The organism is Novosphingobium sp. BL-S-21 (genome assembly GCF_055521655.1).
Genome location: NZ_CM145495.1, coordinates 735,780 through 760,629, shown reverse-complemented (window position 1 = coordinate 760,629; position 24,850 = coordinate 735,780). Strand labels below are relative to the sequence as shown.

Here is a 24,850-nt window from a genome sequence, read left to right as displayed (position 1 = left end):
TCCGCCGAGACGCGGTTTTTCACAAAATATTCTCCAGCAATGACCACTAACTCATCTACGCACCCCGAAACATCTAGTTGGTTTTTCAACTGTCACACCCGACCAACCTCAAACCTTATTAATTTCACAGAAATGTCATAAATAGTCTTTGAACTTTCACAAAATTCTTTTGTCCCCGTCTCCACCCCATCCCTCTCTTCACCCTCGATTGCGGACCCGATCCGGGCCGCGGTTTCGAACAATGGAAGATGAGGGAAACGACAATGTGGAACAGGCGCAGTCTCTGGCTGGTATCGACAGCTCTCGCCTTCGCGGCGCAGCCCGCGTTGGCGGAGGCTGAAACGGGGGCGACCGCTCCCACGCAGGACGATGGCAGCATCGTCGTCACCGGCTTCCGCGCCAGCCTCCAGGGTGCCCGCGACGTAAAGCGCAATGCCACGATCATCCAGGACTCGATCGTCGCCGACGACATCGCCGCTTTCCCGGACCTCAACCTCGCCGAAGCGCTCCAGCGCCTGCCGGGCGTCGCCATCAACCGCGAAGCCGGCGAAGGCCGCCGCGTCAGTCTGCGCGGCCTGGGACCGGACTTCACCCGCGTCCAGCTGAACGGCATGGAAGTGCTGGGCAACGTCGACTCCCCGCAGGACAGCCGCGGCCAGGGCACCCGCGACCGCGCGTTCGACTTCAACATCTTCGCCGCCGAACTCTTCAACCGCGTGGATGTGCGCAAGTCGTTCTCGGCCGAGCAGACCGAAGGCGGGCTGGCCGGCACCGTGGGTCTCTATACCGCGCGTCCGTTCGACTATTCGGGCACCAAGGTCGCCTTCTCCGCCTCGGGCGGCACCAATACGCTGACCAAGGACTTCCAGCCGCGCCTCACCGGCCTCGTCTCCAAGAACTGGGGCGATTTCGGCATCCTCGTCTCGGCTGCCTATAGCCACCGCCAGACCCGCGAAACCGGCGTCGACACGTATCGCTGGCGCCTGAACAAGGCCAACGGCTCGAACATTTCGGCCCTGACGCAGGAGGAGCAGGACAAGATCAATTCCGGCGAACTGCGCTTCGCGCGCGGCAACCGCCAGTCGGTCTGGGACAGCACGCAGGACCGCCTTGGCGTGACCGCGTCGGCGCAGTGGAACCCGGCCGATACCGTCCACCTGACGCTGGACGGCCTTTACGGCAAGTACAAGGCCGACCGTTTCGAAACCCACCTCGCCTCGCGCGGCGGCGGCGGTTCGACCTGGCTCGGCGGTAGTCAGACTTTCGCCGGCGTGACCTACCCCAACTCCACCATCAACGACATCGAATGGAACGAGCAGAACGAGGTGACCTACCTCGATGTGTCCGGCGCCCAGACGGCCACGGAAACGCGCATCCAGAAGACCACCAACACCTTCAAACAGCTTGTCCTCAGCGGCGATGCCGAGATCGTGCCCGGCCTGAAAGCCACGTTCCTGGGCGGCATCGAGCGCTCCAGCTACGACATGCCGGTGGACGACCACTTCTATACCGAAGCCTATGGCGACGTGATCTCCGACTATCGCGGCGGCAACTACTCGCTGGTCAACACTTATGGCTGGGACACGGGCGACGCGGCGAATTACCACGCGCACGAAATCGACATGAACCAGAGCTTCCAGGACACCGCCTTCGACAACGTCAAGGGCGCGCTGGCCTATGAGATCACCCCGGACGACAAGATCTCGATTGGCGGGGAATGGCGGCGCTTCAAGAACTCGGGCTACAAGCGCACCTACAACGACGCGCTGCTGACCGCATTCAAGAACGGCACTGTCAGCGCCGATATCAGCGATTATTCGAAGGTCTATACCGGTTACAAGGGCCAGGACTGGGTGATCGTCGATTACGACAAGGCGCTCGACGTGCTCGGCATCGACCGTAGCGACTATCTGACCACCAAGAACAGCGTCTTCGCGGTGGAAGAGCGTACTGCTGCCGGCTATGTCCAGTATGACTGGAACCACATGCTCGGAAACCTGCCGTTCCGCGGCAATGTCGGCGGCCGTTACTACCACACCGACATCCTTTCCGCGGGCATCGGCACGGTGGGCGGAACCGATACCCCGATCGCCGTCTCTTCGAGCTACCAGGGCTTCCTGCCCGCCATGAACCTGATCTTCGACGCGACGAAGAACCTCGTGGTCCGTGCCTCCGCCGCGCGCAACATCAACCGGCCTTCGCTCGGCTCGCTGGCGGTCAATGGCACCGTTTCCGTGGGTGACAACGGCGAACTGTCCGTCTCGGTCGGCAACCCGGCGCTGAAGCCCTACAAGTCCACCGACCTCGACCTTTCGCTCGAATATTACTTCGGCAAAGTCGGATCGGTCAGCGCGGCGCTGTTCTACAAGACGCTGGACGGTTTCATCACCACCCAGACCGTCAACGACGTGCCCTACAGCGAGACCGGACTTTCGACCGACCTCGTCTCGGGCGTGACGGGCAGCACCGTCGTCACCTCGTTCTCGCGCCCGGTGAACCTGGGCAAGACCGACCTCTGGGGCCTGGAACTGGCCGCGCAGACCGACTTCACGTTCCTGCCCGCGCCCTTCGACCACTTCGGTACGGCGGTGAACTTCACCTACGTCAATTCGAAGTACGACTATTCGACGATGTACACCGGCGGCGCCAACACCACGCTGGAGGGCCTGAGCAAGTACAACGGCAATATCACGCTCTACTACCAGGATGCCAAGTTCGACATTCGCGGATCGGCCAACTATCGCAGCAGCTACGTCTACAGCGCGGCGCCGATCACCAGCACGCTGGGCCTGGACCAGGATCTCTCCGGCTATGCCGCGACGATCTATGTCGATGCCTCGGCTCACTACAAGGTAATGGAGGGCGTCCAGCTCACGCTCGACGCGATCAACCTCACCAACCAGCACGAGAGGCAATACTCGGACAGCACCAAGCGCCTCTACGTCAACACCCGTTCGGGCACCACGATCATGGGCGGCGTGCGCTTCGAATTCTGATCGCCTATGCCCTTGTAACAGCCCACCCGACAGACAGGCCGCTCACCCGGAACTGCCTGTCGTTTCCGGCCCGGACCCCGCCGCGTCCGGGCCGGCTTTCATCGAGCCTCGCTTCCCGGTTTTCAGTCACATCCATTTCACATGACTGTCATCTGACCGCGCTAGGCGCGCCCTCGAAAGGGCGCTCCCCGTGTCTTCGCTCCTCCCCGGTGCCCGGTCGCGCCGCCTTGCTGCCTCATGCCTCGTGCTTGCCATCGTCCCGGTGGCCGCCGAGGCGCGCGAAGCACAAGTTTCGCTCCACGTCCCGGTGCTCCGCCTTGCCGACGCCCTGGCGGAGATTTCGCGCCGCTCCGGCGTGCAGATCGTCACCTCGGTACCCGCCGACCTGCGCACCACGCACCCGGTGCGGGGGCGCTTCGGGGTGGCAGAGGCGATCCGGCAAGTGACCGACAGGCTGCCCGTCACGGTCAGGCAAGTGCCGGGCGGCTATCTGGTTACCCCGGCTCCCGCGCCCTTGCCCGTCACCGTGCCCCTGCCGGGGCCAGGCCAGCTGGTCGTGCAGGAACCTCCCGCAGAACCGATCGTCGTCACCGGCTACCGCGAAAGCCTGCGCCAGGCCGTCGCCGTGAAACGCGCCGCCCGCTCCACCCTGGAAGTGACGCGCGCGGAGGACATTGCCGCCTTTCCCGATCACAACGCCGCCGATGCCCTGCAGCGCCTGCCGGGCATCGCCATCAGCCGGGACAACGGCGAAGGACGGCAGATCTCGCTGCGCGGGCTGGGCCCGCTGTTCACCCGCACCACGCTGAACGGGATCGAAGCGCTGGCGACGACCGCTTCCGGCATGGACAATCGCGGCTCCGCCAGCCGCCAGCGGCGCTTCGACTATTCGGTTTTCGATGCCGGGCTGTTTTCCGGGGTGGAAGTGCGCAAGACCTGGTCCGCCGATCTCGACGCCGGAGGCATCGGCGGTACCGTTGCGCTCCACACGTTGCGGCCGTTCGACCGGCCGGGCGATGTAACCCTGCTTTCGGTCCAGGCCCGCAAATCGGGGAACGATAGCGCCGTCACCCCGCAGATCACGGCCGAAATCTCGCGCCGGGGCGACAATTGGGGCGCGCTGTTCGCCGCCTCCTACAGCCGCAACGCGGTGACCGAATACGGCTATCGCAACTGGGACTGGGTGCCCGTGACGTTCAGGACGGCGAACATCGGCCCCGGCGTCGGCGCCGCAGACCGGGCGCGACTGACCGGCGACGGCGATCCCGTCTACATGTCGCGGGGCCAGACCTACTCGACATGGACCAACCGCTTCGACCGCCTGAACCTTGTCGGATCGCTGGAGCATGAGAGCGACGATGGCCTGCATGTCACGCTCGACCTGATCCACGCGCGCCTGTCCAACCACCGCGGCGAATATTCGCTGGCGGCGGCCGGCACCAATGGCCTCACAAGCGGCACCGTGGACGGAACGCAAGTGCTCAATTCGGTGAAGATCGTCGGCAACACGATGGTCGCAGCGGATTTCAGCGGCATCGACATGCGGACCGAGCGCAAGATCACCGAGGATCACACCGACTTCAACCAGGCCGTGCTTTCCCTGCAGCGCCCGCTCGGCGCTTCGACCCGCATCGAGGTTCGCGCCGGCTATGCCCGATCGGACTTCGAGGAACCGGTGTTCGACAAGGTGTTCCTGGAAGCCCCGGGCCAGGATTTCGCCTATGTCGCCACTGGCGCGCATCCGCGAAATGCTTATGGCTTCGACATTGCCGAAGCGGCGAACTGGAACCTCATGCGCGCCGATGTGCGCGAGGATGCCATCCTCAACCAGAATGCAACGGCCCGGGTCGAACTGGTTCGGCGGCTCGGCGCGCATGTCGAACTGCGCATGGGCGGCAGCTACCGGTTTTTCGGCAATAGCGGCTACGAACGCCGCGTTACCGCCGATTATCGCGGCGAGGCCGAACAGGCGGCCACCGCCCTGATCCACGCGCGCTCTCTCGCGCGCTACGTCGTCGCCGATCTTGACGCCACTTTCGCCGCGCTCGGCCAGGCCCGCGACCTCACCGCCACCTCCAACCTTCCCGGCACGGCCTACCGCGTGCGCGAGAATGGTTACGCCGTCTTCGCCCTCGGTCAGTTCGACTTCGCGCTGGGCACGGTCCCGGTGGAGGCAGAACTCGGCCTTCAGTACCTGCGGATGGACACCCTGTCCTCGGGCGAAGCGAGCGACGATACGACGCTGATCGCCGTAGGGCAGCGCAGCCGCCATTCGGCGTGGCTGCCTTCGCTTCAGGCGAGGCTTGACCTGGCGCCCGACGTGCGCCTGCGCCTTTCCGCCAGCCGCAACCTGAACCAGCCCGACGTCGCCGACGTGCGCGCCGCTGCGTCGGTCAACTCGACCCCGTTCGGCGGCACGGTCGAAACGGGCAACCCCGCGCTCAAGCCTTTCGCGGCGACCGCGCTGGATCTCTCGCTGGAACGCTACATGGGGCACGATGGCTATGCCTCGCTCGGCCTGTTCTACAAGCGCATGGCGTCCTTCATCACTTCCGAAACCACGGTCATGGCTTATGCCGAGACCGGGCTGCCGCTGTCCTTCCTCTATGATGGGCTGGACGGATCGGCACTCTACAACGTGGTGCGGCCCCTGAACGGCCAGGGCGCCTCCATCGTCGGTGCCGAAGCGGCGGTCCAGCGCGATTTGCGCTTCCTGCCCGCGCCCTTCGACCGGCTGGGTATCCAGGCCAACCTGACATATGCCGCGGGCCACAGCGAGGTGATCTACGACGGAACTGCGATGGAGCTGCCGTTGATCGACCTCTCGCGCTGGTCGGGCAATGCCACGCTCTACTACACCGGCCGGACCTGGGACGCCCGCGTGGCAGCGGCATGGCGCGGCACCTATCGCATCGACATCGGCAACAACGGCAACATCGGCGAATGGATCGAGGGCGCGATGACGCTGGATTTCGCGGCTCACGCCAAGCTCACGGGGAACCTGCAGGCCATGTTCGAGGCCCGCAACCTCACTGACGCGCCGATCACGCAATATACCGACCGGGAGGCCAAACGCCTGCTGGCGCGGACCCGCTCCGGCCGGGTCTTCTCGCTTGGCATGCGCTGCACGTTCTGATGACGCAAAAATCGCTCCTGTCCCCGCCGGGCACTCTCATGCCTCTACACTTCGAGCGCGGCGGTTTTTCTCTGCCGCGCTTCTTTCGACCGGGATGCCGCGCATGTTCATGAGCAATGCCACCAGCCCGCTGCTGGCCGGGGTAGGCCGGTTGAAAAGCTATGTGCGCAAGCGCATGCGCGATCCCGACGGTGTGGAGGACGTTGTGCAGGAAACCCTTGCCCGGGTGATGGAACAGGAACAGCGGCAGGCCATCGAACATCCGCTGGCCTATGCCTTTCGCGTGGCGGATTCGGTAATCCTCGCCGATGTGCGCAAGAGCGGCCAGGCAAACCGGCCGGGCGGCGAACTCGACCTGCTGGAACTCGTTTGCGACATGCCGCTGGCAGACGAGGTGCTGGACTACCGGGAGCGTTTCGCCCGCTTCGAAGCCGCGCTTGCCCGGCTGACCCCGATGCGGCGCAGGGTCTTCCGCCTGCGCCATGTCGATGGAAAATCCCGGCAGGAGATCGCCTCGGAACTCGGGCTGAACCTGGAGACCGTGAAGAAGCACCTCGTGCGCGCCATGGCAGACCTGACGCAAGCCTTGGAGGGCGATCTGGACACGGCCGGAGAGGGGCACAAAAACAATGGATGACAAGCTGACCACGCTCGAACTCGCCGCCGACTGGGCTGACCGCTTCGATGAATTGACCGCCGACGAGCGCCGTGAACTGGCGCGCTGGCTGGGAGAAACGCCGAAGAATGCCGCCGCCTTTGCCCGGATGCGCCGGCTGCTGGGCGATCCCGCATTGATCGATGCGCTTGATGGCGAAGATACCCCTACTCAGGACTTGCCGCTGCTGCAGCAACTGCGTTCGGGCGCGGGAACGCGCCAATACGGCCGCTCCGATCGGCGCGGACCGCTGGTCGGCCGACGTCAGGCCATTGCGGCCGGACTTGCCGGTGCCCTCGCCCTGCCCTTCGCTGGTCTCTGGTTCGCGAGAGAGCAGGCTGCGGAAACGTCCCCCAGCCTGCGCTTTGCCACCCGCACAGGCGAACGGCGGCGCTTCCAGCTGCCAGACGGGTCCGGCCTGCTGCTGGACGCGGCATCGCGGGTTGCGGTCGATTTCTCGGAAGGGCGCCGCCATGTCCGCCTGGAACAAGGCGCCGCGCGCTTCGACGTTCACCACGATCCCTTGCGGCCTTTCGAAGTCCGCACGCCGCATGCCGGCATGGTCGCGCTGGGCACCAGCTTCAGCGTCGATCATCTGGCCGAAGCCAGCGAACTGCGCGTCTTTTCCGGCCGCGTGCGCCTTGACGTGGCGGGCCAGGCCGCCCGCGTCGTGCCCGCCGACCGCTGGGCCCTTGTGCACGGCGCCTCCTTCTCGACCGGCTCGTTCGATCCCGCCACGCATCCCGACTGGCAGAGCGACTGGCTGGACGCCGACGCCATGCCGCTGGGCTTCGCCGTCCAGCGCCTGGCCCGCTACAGCCCCGCGCCCGTGCGGATCGCCGATCCGAAATTCGCCAGCCTCACGTTCAGCGGCCGCTTCCGCCTGGACAACCCGCGCCAGTCGCTCGAACTGATCGGCGCCCTGTTCGGCCTGAAACTGATGCAGCGGAAGGACGCGCTCTACCTTGTGTAGGTTTCCGGAAGTCATGCCGACCGGCCGGGGGCGACTTTTCCCGGCGCCTTGAATCGGCTCACGATTCGTCTTTCCAGTTGCAGGATGGGCCGCGCTCGGTCAGGCAGCGGATCGGCATGTCGGGGGGAAATCGTGCATCAACTTTGGATCGCAATCGGCGCGTCTCTGGCGCTCGCCACAGGCACTGCCCAGGCGGGCGAACCTGGAAATCCTGCTGCGCCGCCCTCTGTCACGGCGCTTTCCGGTTGCTGGGCTGGCACCGGCGAAGTCATGGGAAAACCCGTCAAGACCACGCTGGAGGGACGCTCGATCCTCCTTGGCGCCATGTTCTCCGTCGACACGGAAAGCACGGCCAGGGACGATACCGCCGACCGCTACGCCGCACATCTCGTTTTTGGCGGCACGATGGTGCTGCCCGGCAGCAGGAACGACATCACGGGCTATTGGGCCGACAGCTTCGGGGGCGCCATGACGTCGACCGGAACCGGCACCAGCCAGGTCGGCGGCTTCGACATCACTTATGCCTATGCGGATGCGCAATTCGTGAACCATTGGGAGGTTCAGGCAGATCACATCCACTGGAGCATCGTCGCGCGTGAAGCCAGGAAGGCCGAGCAGCCTTTCGCGGACTACACCTTGACGCGCGTGAAGTGCCCCCCGGCCAAGTGAGAGGCGCCCTTCGGAGGGCAATGACCGGCTGAAGCAGCGCGGGTCGTCTAGCAATCCGGGTTCGGTTCAAGCCGGGACGCTGCTCGCATCGCCAAGGTCACGGCCCTCCGGCCAGAGCCCGATCGAAATCAGGCGAACCGCTTTGCGCCGACTACGCAGAGAATGACGAACGCGGCGGAGGCAATCATGGGCCAGCCCACCGTCTCTCCCAGCACCGCGCCTGCAAGGACCAGGCCCAGGAACGGTTGGAGCAGTTGAAGTTGGCCGACGCCTGCAATTCCGCCCAGCGCCAGCCCGCGATACCAGAATACGAAGCCCAGCATCATGGAGAAGACAGCGACATAGCCGAAGCCGAGCCAGGCGCTGAAGCCGATCCCGGACCAACTGGCCGGTCTTGCCGCGACAGCGACGAGAGCCATGATCGGCAGCGCGATCAGCAGCGCCCAACTGATGACCTGCCAGCCGCCCAGCCGCCTCGCCAGCCTTGCCCCTTCCGCATACCCCAGGCCGCACAGCACGATCGCGGCCACCATCAGCAAGTCACCGGTTCCGGACCCGCCTCCACCGCTGCGAAGCGCGAAACCGGCTATCGCCGCCCCGCCCATCGTGGAGAATAGCCAGAAGGCGGGCTTGGGCCGTTCGCCGCCGCGAAGGACGCCGAAGATCGCCGTCGAAAGCGGCAACATGCCGACGAAGACGACGGAATGCGCCGCGGTTATGTGCTGGAGAGCCAGGCCCGTGAGCAGCGGAAAGCCGGCGACCACCCCGGTCGCGACAATGGCGAGAGATGGCACGTCCTCCCGCGCGGGCCTGCTTTGACGAAGGACGGCCAGGAAGAACGCGCCCAGCAGCGCGGCGACGACCGCGCGCGCCGATGTCACGAACAGGGGGCTCATATCCGATACGGCCACGCGCGTGGCCGGCAGCGAACCGCTGAAGATGATAACGCCCAGAAGGCCACTGCCCCAACCGGCGGTACTGCGTTCCATAGATCCCTCGCTTTCGCGATCCGGGTAGAACGAATTCGCTGGCTCAAACAGGAACAGAACCTTACAAAATGGCATAATTGTATGCCTGAAGGTGCCCATACAAATGTCCGATACGATCGAACGACAGCTTGCAGGATCTCGGACCCGAGGGCTGATGGATGCCATTCGAACGCGGATAGCGAGCCGGGTGCTCGGCCCGGGCGACCGCCTGCCCTCGGTGCGCAGCTTTGCCGACACCATGGGCGTTTCGCCTTCGACGGTCGTGGAGGCATACGACCGTCTCGCCGCCGAAGGCGTGATCCGGGCCAAGCGGGGGTCCGGCTTCTACGTCACCGGATCGAACATGCCGCCGCTCGCCATCGGCGAACTCGGGCCGCGCCGCGATCGCGCCGTCGATCCTTTCTGGGTATCGCGGCAATCGCTGGACGCCGATGACACCATGGCAAAGCCCGGTTGCGGATGGCTCCCCGCCGAGTGGATGCCGAACGAGGCCTTGCGCAAAGGGCTGCGCAGCCTCGCCCGCGGGCAGGCCTCCATTCTGACGGACTATGGCGGCACGCGAGGATCGCTGGCGCTTCGACGGCTGCTTCTCGGCCGCTTCGCCGATGAGGGGATCGAAGCCGGCGCCGATCAACTGCTGCTTACCGGCTCGGGAACGCAGGCCATCGACCTGATCTGCCGCTTTCTGCTGCGACCGGGCGACACCGTGCTGGTGGACGATCCCGGCTACTTCAATTTCCAGGCTCTGCTGCGCGCGCATCGGGTCGAGCTGGTGGGGGTTCCCTATACCCAGACGGGCCCCGATACGGCCGCGTTCGAGGCCGCGCTGAAAGCGTACAAGCCCCGCCTCTACATCACCAATTCAACCCTCCATAACCCGACCGGGGCGACCATGTCGCCGCAGACGGCACACCGGCTTCTGAGCGCGGCGGCCGCGCACGATCTTATCGTGGTCGAGGATGACATCTTCACCGATTTCGAGCCCTCTGCCTCGGCGAGGCTGGCCGTGCTGGACGGTTTCGACCGCGTCATTCGGATTGGCAGCTTCTCCAAGACGCTGTCAGGGTCGGTCCGCTGCGGCTACATCGCCGCCCGGGCGGACTGGATCGAGGGGTTGATCGACCTTCAGGTCGCGACGAGTTTCGGCGGCCCCAGCCCCGTGGCGACGGAACTGATTGCCAGTGTGCTGGCCGGCGGCAGCTATCGCAAGCACATGAGCGAGCTTCGCCAGCGGCTGGCCGTGTCCATGGACCGGACGGCGACGCGGCTGGACAGACTTGGGATCACGCCCTGGACCATGCCGCGAGGCGGCTTCTATCTCTGGTGCCGGCTTCCAGACGGGCTGGATTCGGCGGACATTGCAAACCGATGCCTGAGAAAGGGCGTGGTGCTGGCGCCGGGGAACGTCTTCAGCGTGTCCCAGTCGGCCGCGCCCTATCTCCGCTTCAACGTCGCGCAATCCGACAGTCAGCGTGTCGAAGACACCCTTCGCGCCGCCATCGATGAAAGCGGGTAGGTGCAGCATGGCGCGCGGACCGGAGCGCCCTGCCGAGCCGCCCGCGGAACCGAGCCATCACTCGGCCGGGGGAGGCTCGATCAGGGTGAAGGCGATCGGTTCGGCTTCGATGGCCGGCATGATCTTTTCCAGCGCTTCGGAGAGTTCGGCCTGCCGGAAAGGCTTTTCCAGCCGCGGCAGATCCGATGCAAGGCCCACCGCATCGGAGTAGCCGGAGGTGATCAGCACCGGCATCAGGGGCCTGAGTGCCAGGCATGCTCTTGCCAGTTCGACGCCGGTCATCGCCGGCATCAGGTGATCGGTCACCATGACGCATATCCGCGCGTCCGTTTGCACGAGCGCCAGGGCTTCGGCGCCGGAACCGGCCTCGACGACCTCGAAACCGAGATCGACGAGCATATCGGCCGTGCTCGCCCGGACCAGGTCCTCATCGTCGACGAGAAGCGCGACGCCCGCAGCGCGGACCTGCCGCACGGGCACCGCATCGAGAGGCGCTTGCGGCGCCGAGGTCGCCGGAAACCAGAGCGCGATCGTCGTGCCGGTGCCGAGCGCGCTGTCGATCGTGAGGGCGCCTCCCAATTGCCGCGCCAATCCATGCGCCATGGACAGGCCCAGCCCGGTTCCCTGTCCTACGCCCTTGGTGGAGAAGAACGGTTCGATCGCGCGCTGCTGAGTCTCTTCGTCCATGCCATGACCCGAATCCGAGACGCGGATCACCACATAGGCAGCCCCGTCCATGCCCGCGGCCACGGATTGCGCGGAATCGCAAAGCTGCGCGGTGATGACCAGCCCGCCGCCCTGGGGCATCGCATCGCGCGCGTTGACCGACAGGTTCAGCAAGGCCATCTCGACCTGATGGGGATCGGCGTTCGCCATCGGCAGATCCGCAGCCAGATCGAGCCTTAGCTGGATCTGCGGGCCCATCGTCGTGCCGATCAGCTCGGACATCCCGATGATCAGCGCGGTCATGTCCACCGGCTCGGGCTTCAACGGCTGGCGCCGGGCGAAGGCCAGCAGGCGTTGGACGAGGGTTCGGGCCTTGTCCGCCGACTGCAAGGCGCCATTGATCAGGCGCTGCTCGCGCTCGCCGCCGACTTTCCGGCGATGCAGCATGTCGAGGCTGCCGATGATCGGCGTCAGCAGATTGTTGAAGTCATGCGCGACGCCGCCGGTCAGCTGCCCCATCGCTTCCAGTTTCTGCGACTGGCGAAGGGCTTCCTGCGTCCGGACGAGTTCCCGCGTGCGCTCCTCGACAAGGTGCTCCAGCGTGGCGGCCGAAGTCTTCAGCGCCTCTTCCATGCGCTTGCGCTCGGTGATGTCGATCGACACGCCGGACAGGCCGATGGGAGAACCGTCCGGCCGGAACGCGGGCTGCCCCCGGACGCCGATCCAGCGAGTCTCGCCGGACTGCGTCAGGACCCGGTATTCGACATCGTAATCGCAGCCCGTCTTCAGGCTCGTGCCGATGGCGGCATTGACCCAGGCGCTGTCGTCAGGGTGGATCGAGGCATGGAGGTCCTCGTACGTGAATGGCAGGGCGGGATCGCGTCCGAAATTCTTGCGGCAGGTTTCGGAAGCATCGAGCGTGCCCGAAACGACGTCGAACGACCAGGTTCCCATTCGCCCCGCCGCCAGCATGATGGCCTTGAGGCGGGCGTCTTCCCGGTTGCGATCGAGCAGCCGCGCGTTCTCGACCGCAATCCCGGCCAGCGCGGCAAGGCTTTCCAGGCGCGCCACGCTGGCCGCGTCCGGCGGCTCCGGTTTCGACCAATAGGCGCCGAGCGCCGCGATGGCTTCGGGCCGGCCGATCGGTGCTATCGCAAGGCTGCGAACGAACGTCGGCGCATAGGCTGCCTGCGGAATGCGCGGATCGTTGCGGACATCGGCAATCGACACTGTCTCGACGTGCTGCATCGCCCAGCCGGAGATACAGAGCTTCGCATCGAACCTGTTGCCGCTCCACAAAGGCGCAGCGGCGTCCTCCGCCACATAGTGGCATAGATCACCGTCCTTCAGCACGACCGCGATCCCTTCGGCCCCCACGGCACTCCGCGCCGTATCGCGCAGGATGTCGACAACCGCGGCCATGGACCGGGCCGTCGCCAGGCGCTCGCTGGCCTCGATCAGAAAAGACTGCGAATTCGTGGACTGCGGCGAGGGAGCGTGGCTGTAGGTCATGAACGCCTTTCAGTCCGCACAGCTAACATAGTGTCCGGCCCGGTGCGACGGGGAAATGCAGCCGGTTCGGCCTCTTGCCCGATAGCGAGCCCGGACGTGCCGAGCGCAGGAGCGGGTCCGAAGGCTTGCATACCATACCCCCCTAGGCTATCTGGCTCGCCATGACCGGATCGACGATTCCGGTGGCGAAAGTGGAAACCTGAGGAAGAAATGGCGCACATCAGCGAAAACCGCGACGCACTGCTGGCACGGGTCAAGCGAATCGCCGGGCAGATTGCGGCGGTCGAACGGGCGATCGCCGGGGACGCCGACTGCAGCGAAGTCCTCCACGTCGTCGCTGCGGTGCGCGGGGCCGTGAACGGCCTGCTGGACGAAGTCATCGTCGACCATCTCGAAGCGCATGTCGCGGCGCCGGGCCTGTCCGAGGAGGAGCGTCACAAGGGCGCGGAGGATCTGGCGACCGTGATCCGGAGGTATACGAAGTGAGCGGACAAGCACCCCCCATGGCCGCCCCCTTGGGCAATTTCACGCACCTCACCCATGAGCACGTCTTCCTGGGCGCTGCGCATGACGAGAATGCGCGGCGGACGCGCTGGGTGGTGGCACTCACGGCGGCGATGATGGTGGGCGAGATCATCGCCGGCTACGCAACCGGATCGATGGCGCTCCTGGCAGACGGCTTCCACATGGCCACGCATGCCGGGGCGCTCGGCGTGGCGGCCGCCGCCTATGCTTACGCGAAGCGCCACGCGCGCAGCAGCGCCTTCAGCTTCGGCACCGGCAAAGTGGGCGACCTGGCTGGCTTCGCCTCGGCGCTCGTGCTGGGCATTGTCGCCTTTGCGATCGGCGCGGAATCGCTCCTGCGCCTGTTCGAGCCGATCACGGTCGCATTTGCCGAAGCGACGTGGATCGCGGTCCTCGGCCTCGCGGTCAACATCGCCTCCGCCTTCCTTCTTTCCGGCGGTCATGATCATGGTCACCATCACGGACATGGCCACCATCACGGGCACGGCCACCACCATGAGCACGGGCATCATCATGGCCACGGCGGCGACAACAACTTGCGCTCGGCTTACGTCCATGTGCTCGCCGACGCCCTGACATCGGTGCTGGCCATCGCAGCGCTTCTCGCTGGCCGCTACCTGGGGTGGGTGTGGATGGACCCCGTCATGGGCATCGTCGGCGCGGTCGTGATCGCACGGTGGTCGTGGTCGCTGATGCGCGACACGGCGACGATCCTGCTCGACCGGACCGACGATCACGTCGCAGAGGAAGCACGGGAACTGATCGAGACGCCCGGCGACGCACAGATCACCGACCTCCACGTCTGGAAGGTCGGCCCCGAAGCCCACTCGGCGATCGTCAGCGTGGCGGCCAGGCCGGGCATCGACGCCGCCGAAATCCGTCGCCGGCTGGTGCCGGTTCACGAGCTGCAACACCTGACGGTCGAAGTCGCACACGTCTGACGTGCGGCAGATCGGACAGCGACCTGAACCTCGAAACCAGCGCGGGACAGCTTGACCAACATCGTCATCCTCACGGGAGCCGGGATTTCCGCCGAAAGCGGCATTGTCACGTTCCGAAGCTCCACCCCGCGCTGGGACGATCGCGCACGTGAAGCACTTTGCTCGGCCGAGGGCTTCGCGGCGGACCGATACAAAGCGCATGATCTCTACGACGCCAGAAGGGCCCAGCTGGCGCAAGTGGAGCCCAATGCCGCCCACCTCGCCCTCGCCCGCCTCGAACGCCACTGGCAGCGCGAGAACCGGGGTGAATTCACGCTCATCACGCAGAACATCGACAATCTCCACGAGCGTGCGGGAAGCCGGCAAGTCCTGCACATGCACGGCGAATTGGACGCGGCGCGGTGCGAAAGCTGCCACCGCAGCTTCCCCTGGACCGGCAGTCTCGCCGTTCGCGAAGATTGCCCGGCCTGCGACGAACCGGCGCTGCGACCGGACGTCGTCCTTTTCGGAGAAACCCCCTATCACCGGCAGCGCAGCGAAGAGCTGTCGGCTCGCGCAAACCTGTTCATCGCCATCGGGACTTCAGCGACGGTGCACCCGGCCGCCGGGCTGGTGAAGCACGCCCGTAGCAACCGCGCGATCACGATCGAGGTCAATCTGCGGCGCTCGGACAGCCCGGACTTCCGCCGCTTTTTCGAAGGTCCGGCAACGCGCGAGGTTCCGGCGCTGGTCGATTACCTGACGATCGAGACCGGCGCGGAAGGCTGACCTCGTCACACCGGTCCCAGTCAAGCGGCACGTCCGTCAGTCCCCGGCAAAGCCAGCGACAATGCGAGCCTCTTCGTTTCGCAACGGTTTCCTGTCCCTTACAAAATAAATGCTTAGCTGATATTGCATCTGCAACTCATTCGCATTAGTCCGCCGCCCGCAGATGGGGAGGCAGGGAGCTTCCCGCCTGAGCCATAGCCAGGGGAGGCTAAAAGATGTCCGTTCGAAGCACGATCCGCGCCCGTTATTCCGTTCCATCCATGCTGGTGATAGGTCTGCTGACCGCCACCGCCGCCCGTGCGGAAGACACTGCGGAAGATCCCGAACCTGACGCCATCGTCGTCACCGGGGCCACGGAAACGACCGGTCTCAGCCTCTCCTCTCGCGAGACGCCGCAGTCGGTGACGGTTCTCGACAGCGCCCGCATGGAAGAACAGGGCCTTTACGACATTTCCGAAGTGATGGAGCAGATCGTCGGCATCCAGTCCAACCGCTCCAGCGCCTTGGGAACGGACGGCACCAACTACACCGCGCGCGGCTTCGCGGTGCAGAACTACCTCGTCGACGGGGTGGCCCGGCCCATCAATATCTATGGCTTCACCGAAGACACGGCCGACATGATCGCCTACGACCGGATAGAGGTCATCCGCGGTTCGGCAGGCATGATGACCGGCACCGGCCAGCCCTCCGCGGCGATCAACATGGTCCGCAAGCGCCCCGGCACGACCACCCGCGCCACCGCCGCCGCAACGGTCGGCTCCTGGGACATGTACCGGCTCGAGGGCGACGTTGGCGGAGCGCTGACGTCCGACGGAAAAGTGCGGGCCCGCGTGGCCGGGGCCCTGCAGGAAAACGACACTTTCATCGACCGCGAACACGTCAAGCGCCAGGCGCTCTACGGCGTGGTGGAAGCCGACCTCACCCCCAACACGCTCCTTACCGCCGGCGTGGAATACCAGAACTTCCGCAACGAAGCTGCCTCGCGCGGCGGGGTCCCGCTCTACTTCACCGATGGCACCAAGACGCATTTCGCGCGGTCGACCAATGGCGGCACGGACTGGTCGGACTTCCACCGCAAGAGCGTCAATCTCTTCGCGTCCTTGGCCCATGATTTCAGCAGCGACTGGCATCTGGAGGTCAGCGCCGAGCACAAGTCCGGCTCTTACGACGAGACGATCGGGTACTTCTTCGGCTCGTCGATCGACAAGGATACCGGCCTTGGCGGCACGCTCTATTCCACGCGCTGGGCATCGGACCTGACGCTGGACGCCGTCTATGCCAACTTGCGCGGCAGCTTCGAAGTACTCGGCCAGGAACAGCATATCGCCCTGAACCTGAGCCACGCCGAGTTCGACGACGACCAGACGCTCTACCCCGGCTGGTGGGACGGCCCGGAATACATGAACTCCTCCATCAACGCCTACGAGTTCTTCGAGACCGGAAGCTACCCCAAGCCCGACCTGACGGCGACGGGCGCCCTTGGCGGCAATCGCGTTCGGACCACCAGCGCGGCAGGCGTGGCGCGGCTGAAGCCGATTGCGCCGCTTTCCATCATCGCCGGCGGACGCCTGACATGGTGGAAGCAGGACAGCTATTCGCAGGACGAAGGCGCAGCCCGGATCTGGACGCCGGGCACGCACGAGAAAGCCGTCTTCACGCCTTATGCGGGTATCGTGCTGGACTTCACGAAGACCATCTCCGCCTATGTCAGCTACGCCAGCGTGTTCGAACCGCAGACCAAGCGCACGGTGGACGGAGACATCATCGCGCCGCTTGAAGGCAATACTTACGAGGCCGGTCTCAAGGCCGATTTCCTCGACGGCAAGCTGAGCGCCAGTGCGGCGGTCTTCCGCATGAAGCAGGACAATTATGCCCTGGCCGACGGCGCCGGCATTTTCGCGCCGGACGGCAGCACGGCCTATCACGCAGTGTCGGGCATGAAGTCGAAGGGCTTCGAACTGGAAGTCACTGGCGAGGTGCTGCCCGGCTGGCGCGTGGCGGGCGGTTTCGCCAACGCCCGGGCGAAGGATCGCGACGGCGTGCGCCAGCTGCCGCAAGTCGCGAAGAACAGCTTCAAGATGTTCACGACATATCGCCTGCCCGGCGACCTCGACGGCTTGACGCTGGGCGGTAACCTGACGTGGCAGGGCAAGACGACGGCAGACGGCGAAGGCCCCAACGGCGAGATCTATACGCAAGGCAGCTTCGCGATTGTCGACCTTCTGGCAAGCTATCGCTTCTCGCAGCGGCTGTCGCTGGCGGTGCATCTCGATAACCTGTTCGACAAGACCTACTATTCGGGCCTGTTCATCGGCAGCGCGCGCTACGGTTCGCCGCGGGCCTTCACCGCATCGCTGCGCGCAAGCCTGTGATCCGAGGCCGCCCCAGGTCTCCTGCCTGATCGAATGGGAAGGACGGTTCCGTCAGGAGCCGTCCTTCCGCGCCCCTGCCCGACCCACGGCCTTACCAAATGCCCGCCCGCTGGCAATCATGACGCGCCGCCATCCGGCTTCGCGTCCAGGGCAAGTGTGGGGAGCAATTCGGCTACCGTGGGATGAATGGGCACGGCCCAGCGCAGCGTGTCGATCGAAGCGCCTGCGTTCATCAGGTCGAGCACGCCGCTGATCGCCTCGTCGCCCGACGTGCCGAGAATGGCGGCGCCGAGGATTTCACGCGTTTCGGCATCGGCGACAAGCTTCATGAAACCCAGCGTTTCCGCCTTCTCCACGGCGCGGCCGACCCGGGACATCGGACGCTTGGCCACGAGCAACGATCGGCCGCTGGCGCGGGCTTGGCTCTCGGTCATGCCGACACGGCCGAGTGGCGGATCGATGTAGAGCGCATAGCCAGGGATCCGCGCACTGACGCGGCGCGCCTCGCCGTCGAGCAGATTGGCAGCGACGATCTCGTAATCGTTCCACGCGGTGTGGGTGAAAGCCCCCTTGCCGTTACAGTCGCCGAGGGCCCAGACGCCTTCGCATGTAGTGGCGAGCTGATCGTCGACCGTGATGTAACCGCGGGCGTCGGTGGCGATCCCCGCCTTGTCGAGGCCGAGGTCGTCGGTGTTGGGTCGCCGTCCCGTGGCCAGCAGGACATGGCTGCCATGGATCGACGGCGCGCCGGTCTGGCAGTCCACCCCAACGGAGACGCCCGCTTCGTGCGGGGCCAGGCTGATGCAAGTGGCCGAAGTGCGCACCTCGATGCCGTCGGCTTCAAGGATACTGCGGATTTCCTCGGAAACGTCCTCGTCTTCACGGGCGATCAGGCGGGGTCCCATTTCCACCACGCTGACCCGGCTGCCGAAGCGGCGGAACATCTGCGCGAATTCCAGACCGATGTAGCTGCCGCCGATGACCACGAGATGCTGGGGCAGACTGTCGGTCGCGATCAGATCGGCATTGGTCAGGAAGGCGACATCCTTGACGCCCGGCAGATCGGGGATAGCCGGACGGCCGCCGACATTGAGGAAAATCCGGGGCGCCGACAGACGGCGCTCACCCACCGCCATGAGCCCCGGGCCGAGGAAGGCCGCATGGCCGCGAACCAGCTCAAGCCCCGGCATGCCCTGAAGCCAATCCTCGTTGCCGTGACGGGCATCGAGGATGATCCGGCGTGCCCGCTCCGCCACTTTGGCCATATCGACCGAAACCGGACCGCTGCTCACGCCGAAATCGGCACCGCGGCGGGCGAGGTGGGCGGCATAGGCACTGGCCACCATCGTCTTGGTGGGTCTGCAGCCGGTGTTGACGCAGGTTCCCCCGACATGGCGGCGTTCGATGAGCGCGACGGTCATTCCGGCAGCCGTCAAGCGCCCCGCCAGCGCCGGACCGGCCTGACCGGCGCCGACGATGATGGTGTCGAAATGCTCGGTCATATCTGGCTCACGATCATGACGGCCGCCGCGATTGCCACGACATCTTCCAGAAGGGCCGCCGGGCGGTCGCTTCCGAAGGCCCTTGCCAGCGCCCCGCGCGCCGCCGCGCCGCCAAGCGTGCCGACGAGGGCTCCGAGCGCGCCCAGCAGAAGTCCGGCGATCAGACTGCCGCTGCCGGCGCCGATGGTCGCCCCGGAGAGCCCGCCGGTCAGGATACGGCCCCCGAACTGCACCGGCACCTTGCGGCTGGGCGTTGAGGGAAGCTTGTCGGTGACGAGTTCGCCGAGGGCCAGGACGCCGAGGATCCAGGGCGTGAAGGCATAGCCCATGAACGCGAGCGGCGTATCGGCCACATGCAGGCCGCCGAAACGCGCCGCGAAAGCGGCTGCGGCCGGAGCGGTCATCGACCGCAGGCCCGCAACGATCCCGATCAGAAAGGCCAGCACGAGCATAAGTCGAACTCCTTATGGGTTGTTTCGCTTTTTCTTTAACGCGTCTGCGGATCACTCTGGCCGGCGGCATGGCAGGAGAAGACGGCACATCGCTTGGGCCGCTGCCGGTTCGAAAGCTATACCGGCATTCCACCAAAGGCCAAGGCCGGGAGATCATGGATAGATCCAGACTGGCGCCATGTGCATCCTGCGGCCTCGGCTGTTTCGCTCAAGAACCGTATGCGCAGGCCGTCCGATCGGTCTAGACGGCACGGATGAGCCTTCTCGAACACACCCTCGCGGCCCTGGCGATCCAGGGCCTGTTTCGGTTTCTCACCGGAAACTGGTGGAGCGGGGCCGTGGCGGCCTCGGCCTATTTCCTGGGGCGTGAGGTGGCGCAGGCGGAGTATCGCTGGATCGAAGTCTACGGACATGGGCTGAGGGCGAATATGCCGTGGTGGGCGCCGATGGACCTGCGGGTATGGCCGAAGCTCGATCAGTAGGTGGACTGGATGGGGCCGATCGCGGCCACCGGCGCGGTTGCCTGCCTGCTGAACCGCCGCCGATGAGCAGAACCGCCTCGCAAGCCGTCCAGGAAGGTTCGCCGCGCGGTTGAACAGCCGTCATGGCTCGGCTTATCATGCGGCGATGAAACTTCTCCTTTCGGTCGCTCTGCTGACCAGCGCCCTTCTCGTGCAACCGCTGGCCGCGGCGCCGGACGACGACGTGCTGCGCTGGGTGGACCCGATGATCGGCACCGGCCCCGAAGGACATACCTTCCCGGGCGCCAGCGCGCCGTTCGGCATGGTGCAGCTCTCACCCGATACCGACGCGACCTGCCAGATACGCGATTGCTACGCCCATGCCGCCGGCTACAGCTATCACGACAGCACGATCCAGGGCTTCAGCCACACGCACTTTTCAGGAGCCGGGCACTCGGACCTGGGCGACCTGCTGGTGATGCCCGCCATCGGCCCGGCCAGCGCCGTGAAGCTCGATCCCGGCAGCGCCGACCGGCCCGGTTCCGGCTATCGCCAGCGCTTCTCGCACGGGACCGAAGTGGCCAGCGCGGGCTACTATGCCGTGACCCTGGCCGACAGCGGCGTGCGTGCGGAACTGACCGCCGGAACCCGCGTCGGCATCCATCGCTATGCCTTCCCCAGGGGCACGGACGCGCACCTGGTGATCGACTTGCGCAGCAGCCTCTACGATTATCCCGGCAAGATCCTGTGGTCGGGCCTGCACGTGCACCAGGACGGCACGATCACCGGTTTTCGCGAGACGCGCGGCTGGGCGCCGGGCCGCAAGCTGTTCTTCGCGATGCGCTTTTCCGCGCCGTTGAAAGACCACGCCTTCATCGACCGTGACGAGCACGTTCCCTACAAGGGCTTCCGCGCACCGCAGGCGCTGCCGGGCCGGAGCGCGGACGGCGTGGCCGAGAAGCTGGGCAAGGCGCTGGAGGCCCGGCTGGACTTCGGCTCGCTGGACCGGCCGCTGGAAGTGCGCGTCGCGCTGTCCGGGGTGGACGAGCAAGGCGCCATCGCCAATCTCGATGCCGAGGGCGCCGATTTCGAGACCGTGCGCCGCCGCACCGAGGGGCAGTGGCGCGAAGCCCTGGCCCGGCTCAGCATGGACGCACCGCCGAAGATGCGGACCAGTCTCTATACCGCACTCTATCACAGCCTGCTCGCACCCAGCGTATGGAGCGACACCGACGGGCGCTATCGCGGTCCCGACGATCAGGTCCACATCGCACGCGATTTCACGTTCCGCTCGACTTTTTCGCTTTGGGACACGTTCCGCGCCGAGCACCCGCTGCTGACCCTGGTACAGCCGGAAAGGACCACGTCCGACATCGTCAATTCGCTGGTCGCCAGCCGCGAGTACAGTCCCTGGGGCATCCTGCCGGTGTGGCAATTCGCCGGGCGCGAAACCTGGACAATGATCGGCTATCATGCCGCGCCGGTGATCGCCGATGCCTATCTCAAGGGCCTCGGCGGGTTCGATGCGGCCAGGGCGCTCGACGCGATGGTCGCCAGCGCCGACTATGCGCCCTACGGCGGCCTGGCCGAATATATCCAGCGCGGCTACGTGCCGATCGACAAGGAACCCGAGGCGGCATCGAAGACGGTCGAATACGCTTACGACGACTGGACGATCGCCCGCATGGCGCAGGCCATGGGCCGCAAGGACCAGGCCGCGCGGTTCGCAAAGCGCGCCGGATACTGGCGCAATTCCTTCGACGCGAAGAGCGGCTGGCTGCGCGCCCGCAAGAGCGACGGCACTTTCCGCACGCCGTTCGATCCCACCGCGATCAACTACGGTTCGGACTATACCGAGGGCAACGCCTGGCAATATAGCTGGTTCGTGCCGCAGGACCAGGCCGGGCTGTTCCGCATGCTCGGCGGCGACGGCAAGGTCATCGCCCGGCTGGACGCCATGTTCGACTTCGACAATTCGAAACTGGACTATAGCCATGCCGAGGACATTTCCGGCCTGATCGGTCAATATATCCACGGCAACGAGCCGAGCCATCACGTCGCCTACCTCTACGCCCATGCCGGCGCGCCGTGGCGCACGCAGGAGCGGTTGAAGCAGATCGTCGAGAGCCAGTACAAGCCCACGCCGGACGGCCTGTCCGGCAACGACGACCTGGGCCAGATGTCGGCCTGGCTGGTCTTCACGGGACTTGGCTTCTATCCGGTGACGCCCGGATCCAACCAGTATGTGATCGGCCGCCCCTTTGTGAGCCATGCCGCCATCACGCTGCCCGGCGGCAAGACCTTCACCATCGAGACCGACAACTTCTCCGAGGCCAATCTCTATGTCGGCAAAGTGGAACTGAACGGACGCCCGCTCGACCGCGCATGGATCTCCGATGCCGAAATACGCGGCGGCGGCACGCTTCGCTTCGTGATGCAGGCCCGGCCCGACAAGGCCTGGGGCTCAGGTCGCGGGGTCAGGCCCTTCTCGATGTCGGCGCACTGACCGTCCGCCCCGCCCCCGGCATGTTTCTAATCAGCGCATCGAGCGACCATGCTCCGCCGCCGCGCGCGATGAGCGGCAGCAGGATCGCAGCCCAACTGAGATGCGTCGGCCAGGCATCGGGATAGACGAATATCTCGATGACGGCGGTCATGCCCAGCAGGGCGGCTGCGGCCGGCCGGGTGCACAGCCCCAGCACCAGCAGGATCGGGAAGACATGTTCGGAATAGGCCGCCGCTCTGGCCGCGAATTCGGGCGATACGAGCGGCAGCGCATATTCGCTGCGGAACAGCTCGAAGGTGCTGGGGGTGATGGTAAGGATGCCCTCCACCTTGGTGCGGCCGGACTGGAAGAAGACCGCCGCTATGCCCAGCCGGGCGATCAGCAGGAGCAGATCCTCGGGCAGGAGGCGGGCCGCCAGCGCGGCGGCGCGATCGGAAAAGGCTTGGAGCTTGGGCATGGCTCGGTGTTCCGTGAAAGAGCGCCCGCATCCGGAGCCAGGGCCGATCACGGCACCGGCCGGATGCGGGCTGAACGGGTTCGCTGAAAGGTTCAGGCCTTGGGCGTCAGCGAGCCGTGGCCCTTGGGCGTCTTGATCTTCTCGCACGAACCGCCCTTCACCAGCTTCCAGGCATTGCCCTGGTAATCGGTCTTCGAAGTACCGGCGCAGCTGGTGCCCGCACCGGCCTTGCAATCGTTCTTTCCGGCGAGCGAGACGCCGTAGCACTTTTCCATGGGGGCGGCGGGCGCCGCGGCGGCATGGCCGGCGACGGACAGGGCAAGGGCGGCGGCGAGCGCGGCGGGGGTCTTGTTCATGGCGGAAGTCACCTTTCGTGCAGGCCGGTCATTCGGCCGCTTCATGAAAGCCAGTTCGGACCGATGCCGACGAAGGTTACAGTGCGCGGCGCCGAAATTTATTCTAGACAGACCTGTAACCTTTGCGGCCGCTTTCCCGAATGGGGGTGAGGAGCATCGATGCAGGCAAGCGAAGACGAACTGAGGGCGATGATGGTCGGCGGGCTGAATGGTCACGCGCCGTCTCATGCCGCGTTGCTGCGTGCGCTTGTCCCCCTGCTCCGCGCTTTCTATCGCCGCCGCATGCAGGGCGGCGAAGACGATATCGAGGACCTCGTGCAGGAAACGCTGATCGCCGTGCATACCCGGCGCGCCACTTACGACCGTAACCGCCTGTTCACCCCATGGCTCTTTGCGGTCGCGCGCTACAAGATGATCGACCACTTCCGGCTCCGCCGCCGCAATTGCCCTATCGAGGGATTGGAGGAAATCCTGGTTGCCGAAGGTTTCGAGGATGCCAGCAACGCCCGCATGGACCTGGACCGCCTGCTTGCGGACCTGCCGCCCAAGCAGGCGGAATCCATCCGCGCCACTCGGATCGACGGCCTCAGCATCACCGAAACCGCCGACCGCGCGGGCCTTGGCGCGTCGGACGTGAAAGTCTCGGTCCATCGGGGCCTCAAGGCGCTGGCCGCCCGTATCGCGGGAGAGCGGCGATGAACGTCGAGACTCTCATCGACACGCTCTCGGCCGACGTGAAGCCGGTGCGCCGCCACGCTGTAGCCCGGCGGATCGCGCTGGGCCTGCTTATGGGCGGCGCGGCCACCGCCATCCTGATCGCCATCGGCCTGGGCATCCGGCCCGATCTGGGCCTGGCGATGCGCGGCTATTCGTTCTGGGTGAAGTGGCTCTACACGCTCTCGCTGACGGTCTGCGCGCTGATCCTGGTCGCCCGACTGGCGCGGCCGGGCAGGTCCGCGTCGCGCTGGCTATGGCTGCTGCCCGTACCGGTCTGCCTGCTCGCCGTTATCGGCGTGGTAGAGATGGCCCATGTTCCGCAGGCGGAATGGCTGGCGATGTGGCTGGGGCATAGCTGGAAGGTCTGTTCTTCGCTGGTGCTGATGCTGGCCGCGCCGATCTTCGTCGGCCTGCTCTGGTCGTTCCGCCGACTGGCGCCCACGCGGCTGCGTGCGGCGGGGGCGGCAGCGGGGCTTGCCGCAGGGTCCTGCGCGGCGACCCTCTATTGCCTGCACTGCCCGGAAGTCTCGGCGATCTTCGTGCTGACGTGGTATACGCTGGGCATCGCGCTGGCGGCGGGCGCCGGGGCCCTGCTGGGGCCTCGCGTGCTGCGCTGGTAAAAAGAAATCGTCGGCGCTGTAACCTCGGCCCGCTCCGCGCCGAACTGGAAGGGCCAAACCG

The 24,850-nt window shown here is 65.8% G+C and carries 20 protein-coding genes; 14 read left to right on the top strand and 6 right to left on the bottom strand.

The features are described from left to right. Positions 1 to 248: 248 nt before the first annotated feature. The 5 genes from ACZ1J6_RS02920 (at position 249) to ACZ1J6_RS02900 (ending at position 8,429) form a co-directional block, all read left to right on the top strand. Positions 249 to 2,996: a TonB-dependent receptor gene (locus tag ACZ1J6_RS02920; RefSeq protein WP_465127387.1), complete on the top strand. Its 2,748-nt coding sequence runs from the start codon at positions 249 to 251 to the stop codon at positions 2,994 to 2,996. 190 nt (positions 2,997 to 3,186) lie between these two features. Then, complete coding sequence (locus ACZ1J6_RS02915) at positions 3,187 to 6,132, top strand: TonB-dependent receptor (protein ID WP_465127386.1); 2,946 nt, start codon at positions 3,187 to 3,189, stop codon at positions 6,130 to 6,132. Positions 6,133 to 6,235: 103 nt separating this feature from the next. After that, on the top strand, positions 6,236 to 6,769 hold the full coding sequence (locus tag ACZ1J6_RS02910; RefSeq protein WP_243841024.1) for an RNA polymerase sigma factor: 534 nt from the start codon (positions 6,236 to 6,238) through the stop codon (positions 6,767 to 6,769). Beyond that, positions 6,762 to 7,760: a FecR family protein gene (locus tag ACZ1J6_RS02905; protein WP_134094412.1), complete on the top strand. Its 999-nt coding sequence runs from the start codon at positions 6,762 to 6,764 to the stop codon at positions 7,758 to 7,760. The genes ACZ1J6_RS02910 and ACZ1J6_RS02905 overlap by 8 nt, the downstream gene beginning before the upstream one ends. 270 nt (positions 7,761 to 8,030) lie before the next feature. Beyond that, entirely contained in the window at positions 8,031 to 8,429 is a 399-nt protein-coding gene (locus ACZ1J6_RS02900; RefSeq protein ID WP_243841023.1) for a hypothetical protein, read from the top strand. 128 nt (positions 8,430 to 8,557) lie between these two features. Here the strand turns inward: ACZ1J6_RS02900 and ACZ1J6_RS02895 are convergent, their stop codons facing one another. Further along, on the bottom strand, positions 8,558 to 9,418 hold the full coding sequence (locus ACZ1J6_RS02895; protein WP_134094410.1) for a DMT family transporter: 861 nt from the start codon (positions 9,416 to 9,418) through the stop codon (positions 8,558 to 8,560). Between the two features lie 154 nt (positions 9,419 to 9,572). On the opposite strand from ACZ1J6_RS02895, the gene ACZ1J6_RS02890 reads away from it, so the two are divergent. After that, a complete protein-coding gene (locus ACZ1J6_RS02890; protein WP_134094409.1) occupies positions 9,573 to 10,934 on the top strand; it encodes an aminotransferase-like domain-containing protein in 1,362 nt (453 codons plus the stop codon). Between the two features lie 57 nt (positions 10,935 to 10,991). Here the strand turns inward: ACZ1J6_RS02890 and ACZ1J6_RS02885 are convergent, their stop codons facing one another. Further along, positions 10,992 to 13,112, bottom strand: a complete 2,121-nt coding sequence (locus tag ACZ1J6_RS02885) for an ATP-binding protein (RefSeq protein ID WP_134094408.1) — start codon at positions 13,110 to 13,112, stop codon at positions 10,992 to 10,994. A gap of 210 nt (positions 13,113 to 13,322) precedes the next feature. Between ACZ1J6_RS02885 and ACZ1J6_RS02880 the strand changes: the two genes are divergently transcribed. The 4 genes from ACZ1J6_RS02880 to ACZ1J6_RS02865 all read left to right on the top strand — a co-directional run bounded on the left by ACZ1J6_RS02880 (position 13,323) and on the right by ACZ1J6_RS02865 (position 17,718). Beyond that, a complete protein-coding gene (locus ACZ1J6_RS02880) occupies positions 13,323 to 13,598 on the top strand; it encodes a metal/formaldehyde-sensitive transcriptional repressor (RefSeq protein ID WP_134094407.1) in 276 nt (91 codons plus the stop codon). Positions 13,599 to 13,615: 17 nt separating this feature from the next. Further along, a complete protein-coding gene (gene dmeF / locus ACZ1J6_RS02875) occupies positions 13,616 to 14,578 on the top strand; it encodes a CDF family Co(II)/Ni(II) efflux transporter DmeF (protein ID WP_134094406.1) in 963 nt (320 codons plus the stop codon). Positions 14,579 to 14,629: 51 nt separating this feature from the next. Further along, complete coding sequence (locus tag ACZ1J6_RS02870; protein WP_134094405.1) at positions 14,630 to 15,346, top strand: NAD-dependent deacylase; 717 nt, start codon at positions 14,630 to 14,632, stop codon at positions 15,344 to 15,346. Positions 15,347 to 15,561: 215 nt separating this feature from the next. Next, the gene (locus ACZ1J6_RS02865; protein WP_134094404.1) at positions 15,562 to 17,718 is read left to right on the top strand and encodes a TonB-dependent siderophore receptor; all 2,157 of its coding nucleotides are present in this window, start codon (positions 15,562 to 15,564) and stop codon (positions 17,716 to 17,718) included. 116 nt (positions 17,719 to 17,834) lie between these two features. On the opposite strand, the gene ACZ1J6_RS02860 is transcribed toward ACZ1J6_RS02865, so the two are convergent. Both ACZ1J6_RS02860 and ACZ1J6_RS02855 read right to left on the bottom strand, forming a co-directional pair. Then, positions 17,835 to 19,220: an FAD-containing oxidoreductase gene (locus ACZ1J6_RS02860; protein WP_134094403.1), complete on the bottom strand. Its 1,386-nt coding sequence runs from the start codon at positions 19,218 to 19,220 to the stop codon at positions 17,835 to 17,837. Next, positions 19,217 to 19,672: a DUF4126 domain-containing protein gene (locus ACZ1J6_RS02855; protein ID WP_134094402.1), complete on the bottom strand. Its 456-nt coding sequence runs from the start codon at positions 19,670 to 19,672 to the stop codon at positions 19,217 to 19,219. The genes ACZ1J6_RS02860 and ACZ1J6_RS02855 overlap by 4 nt, the downstream gene beginning before the upstream one ends. Before the next feature lie 254 nt (positions 19,673 to 19,926). Between ACZ1J6_RS02855 and ACZ1J6_RS02850 the strand changes: the two genes are divergently transcribed. Both ACZ1J6_RS02850 and ACZ1J6_RS02845 read left to right on the top strand, forming a co-directional pair. After that, entirely contained in the window at positions 19,927 to 20,154 is a 228-nt protein-coding gene (locus tag ACZ1J6_RS02850; RefSeq protein ID WP_243841022.1) for a hypothetical protein, read from the top strand. 145 nt (positions 20,155 to 20,299) lie between these two features. Continuing rightward, the gene (locus ACZ1J6_RS02845; RefSeq protein WP_134094401.1) at positions 20,300 to 22,639 is read left to right on the top strand and encodes a GH92 family glycosyl hydrolase; all 2,340 of its coding nucleotides are present in this window, start codon (positions 20,300 to 20,302) and stop codon (positions 22,637 to 22,639) included. On the opposite strand, the gene ACZ1J6_RS02840 is transcribed toward ACZ1J6_RS02845, so the two are convergent. After that, the gene (locus tag ACZ1J6_RS02840; RefSeq protein ID WP_134094400.1) at positions 22,611 to 23,096 is read right to left on the bottom strand and encodes a DoxX family protein; all 486 of its coding nucleotides are present in this window, start codon (positions 23,094 to 23,096) and stop codon (positions 22,611 to 22,613) included. The two genes, ACZ1J6_RS02845 and ACZ1J6_RS02840, sit on opposite strands and share 29 nt — an antisense overlap. Positions 23,097 to 23,188: 92 nt before the next feature. Next, the gene (locus ACZ1J6_RS02835; RefSeq protein ID WP_134094399.1) at positions 23,189 to 23,452 is read right to left on the bottom strand and encodes a BufA1 family periplasmic bufferin-type metallophore; all 264 of its coding nucleotides are present in this window, start codon (positions 23,450 to 23,452) and stop codon (positions 23,189 to 23,191) included. A gap of 159 nt (positions 23,453 to 23,611) precedes the next feature. Between ACZ1J6_RS02835 and ACZ1J6_RS02830 the strand changes: the two genes are divergently transcribed. Continuing rightward, positions 23,612 to 24,151, top strand: coding sequence for a sigma-70 family RNA polymerase sigma factor (locus ACZ1J6_RS02830; protein ID WP_134094398.1), 540 nt, complete (start codon positions 23,612 to 23,614; stop codon positions 24,149 to 24,151). After that, positions 24,148 to 24,789: a DUF1109 domain-containing protein gene (locus tag ACZ1J6_RS02825; RefSeq protein WP_431567531.1), complete on the top strand. Its 642-nt coding sequence runs from the start codon at positions 24,148 to 24,150 to the stop codon at positions 24,787 to 24,789. The genes ACZ1J6_RS02830 and ACZ1J6_RS02825 overlap by 4 nt, the downstream gene beginning before the upstream one ends. The last annotated feature ends 61 nt before the right edge of the window (positions 24,790 to 24,850 follow it).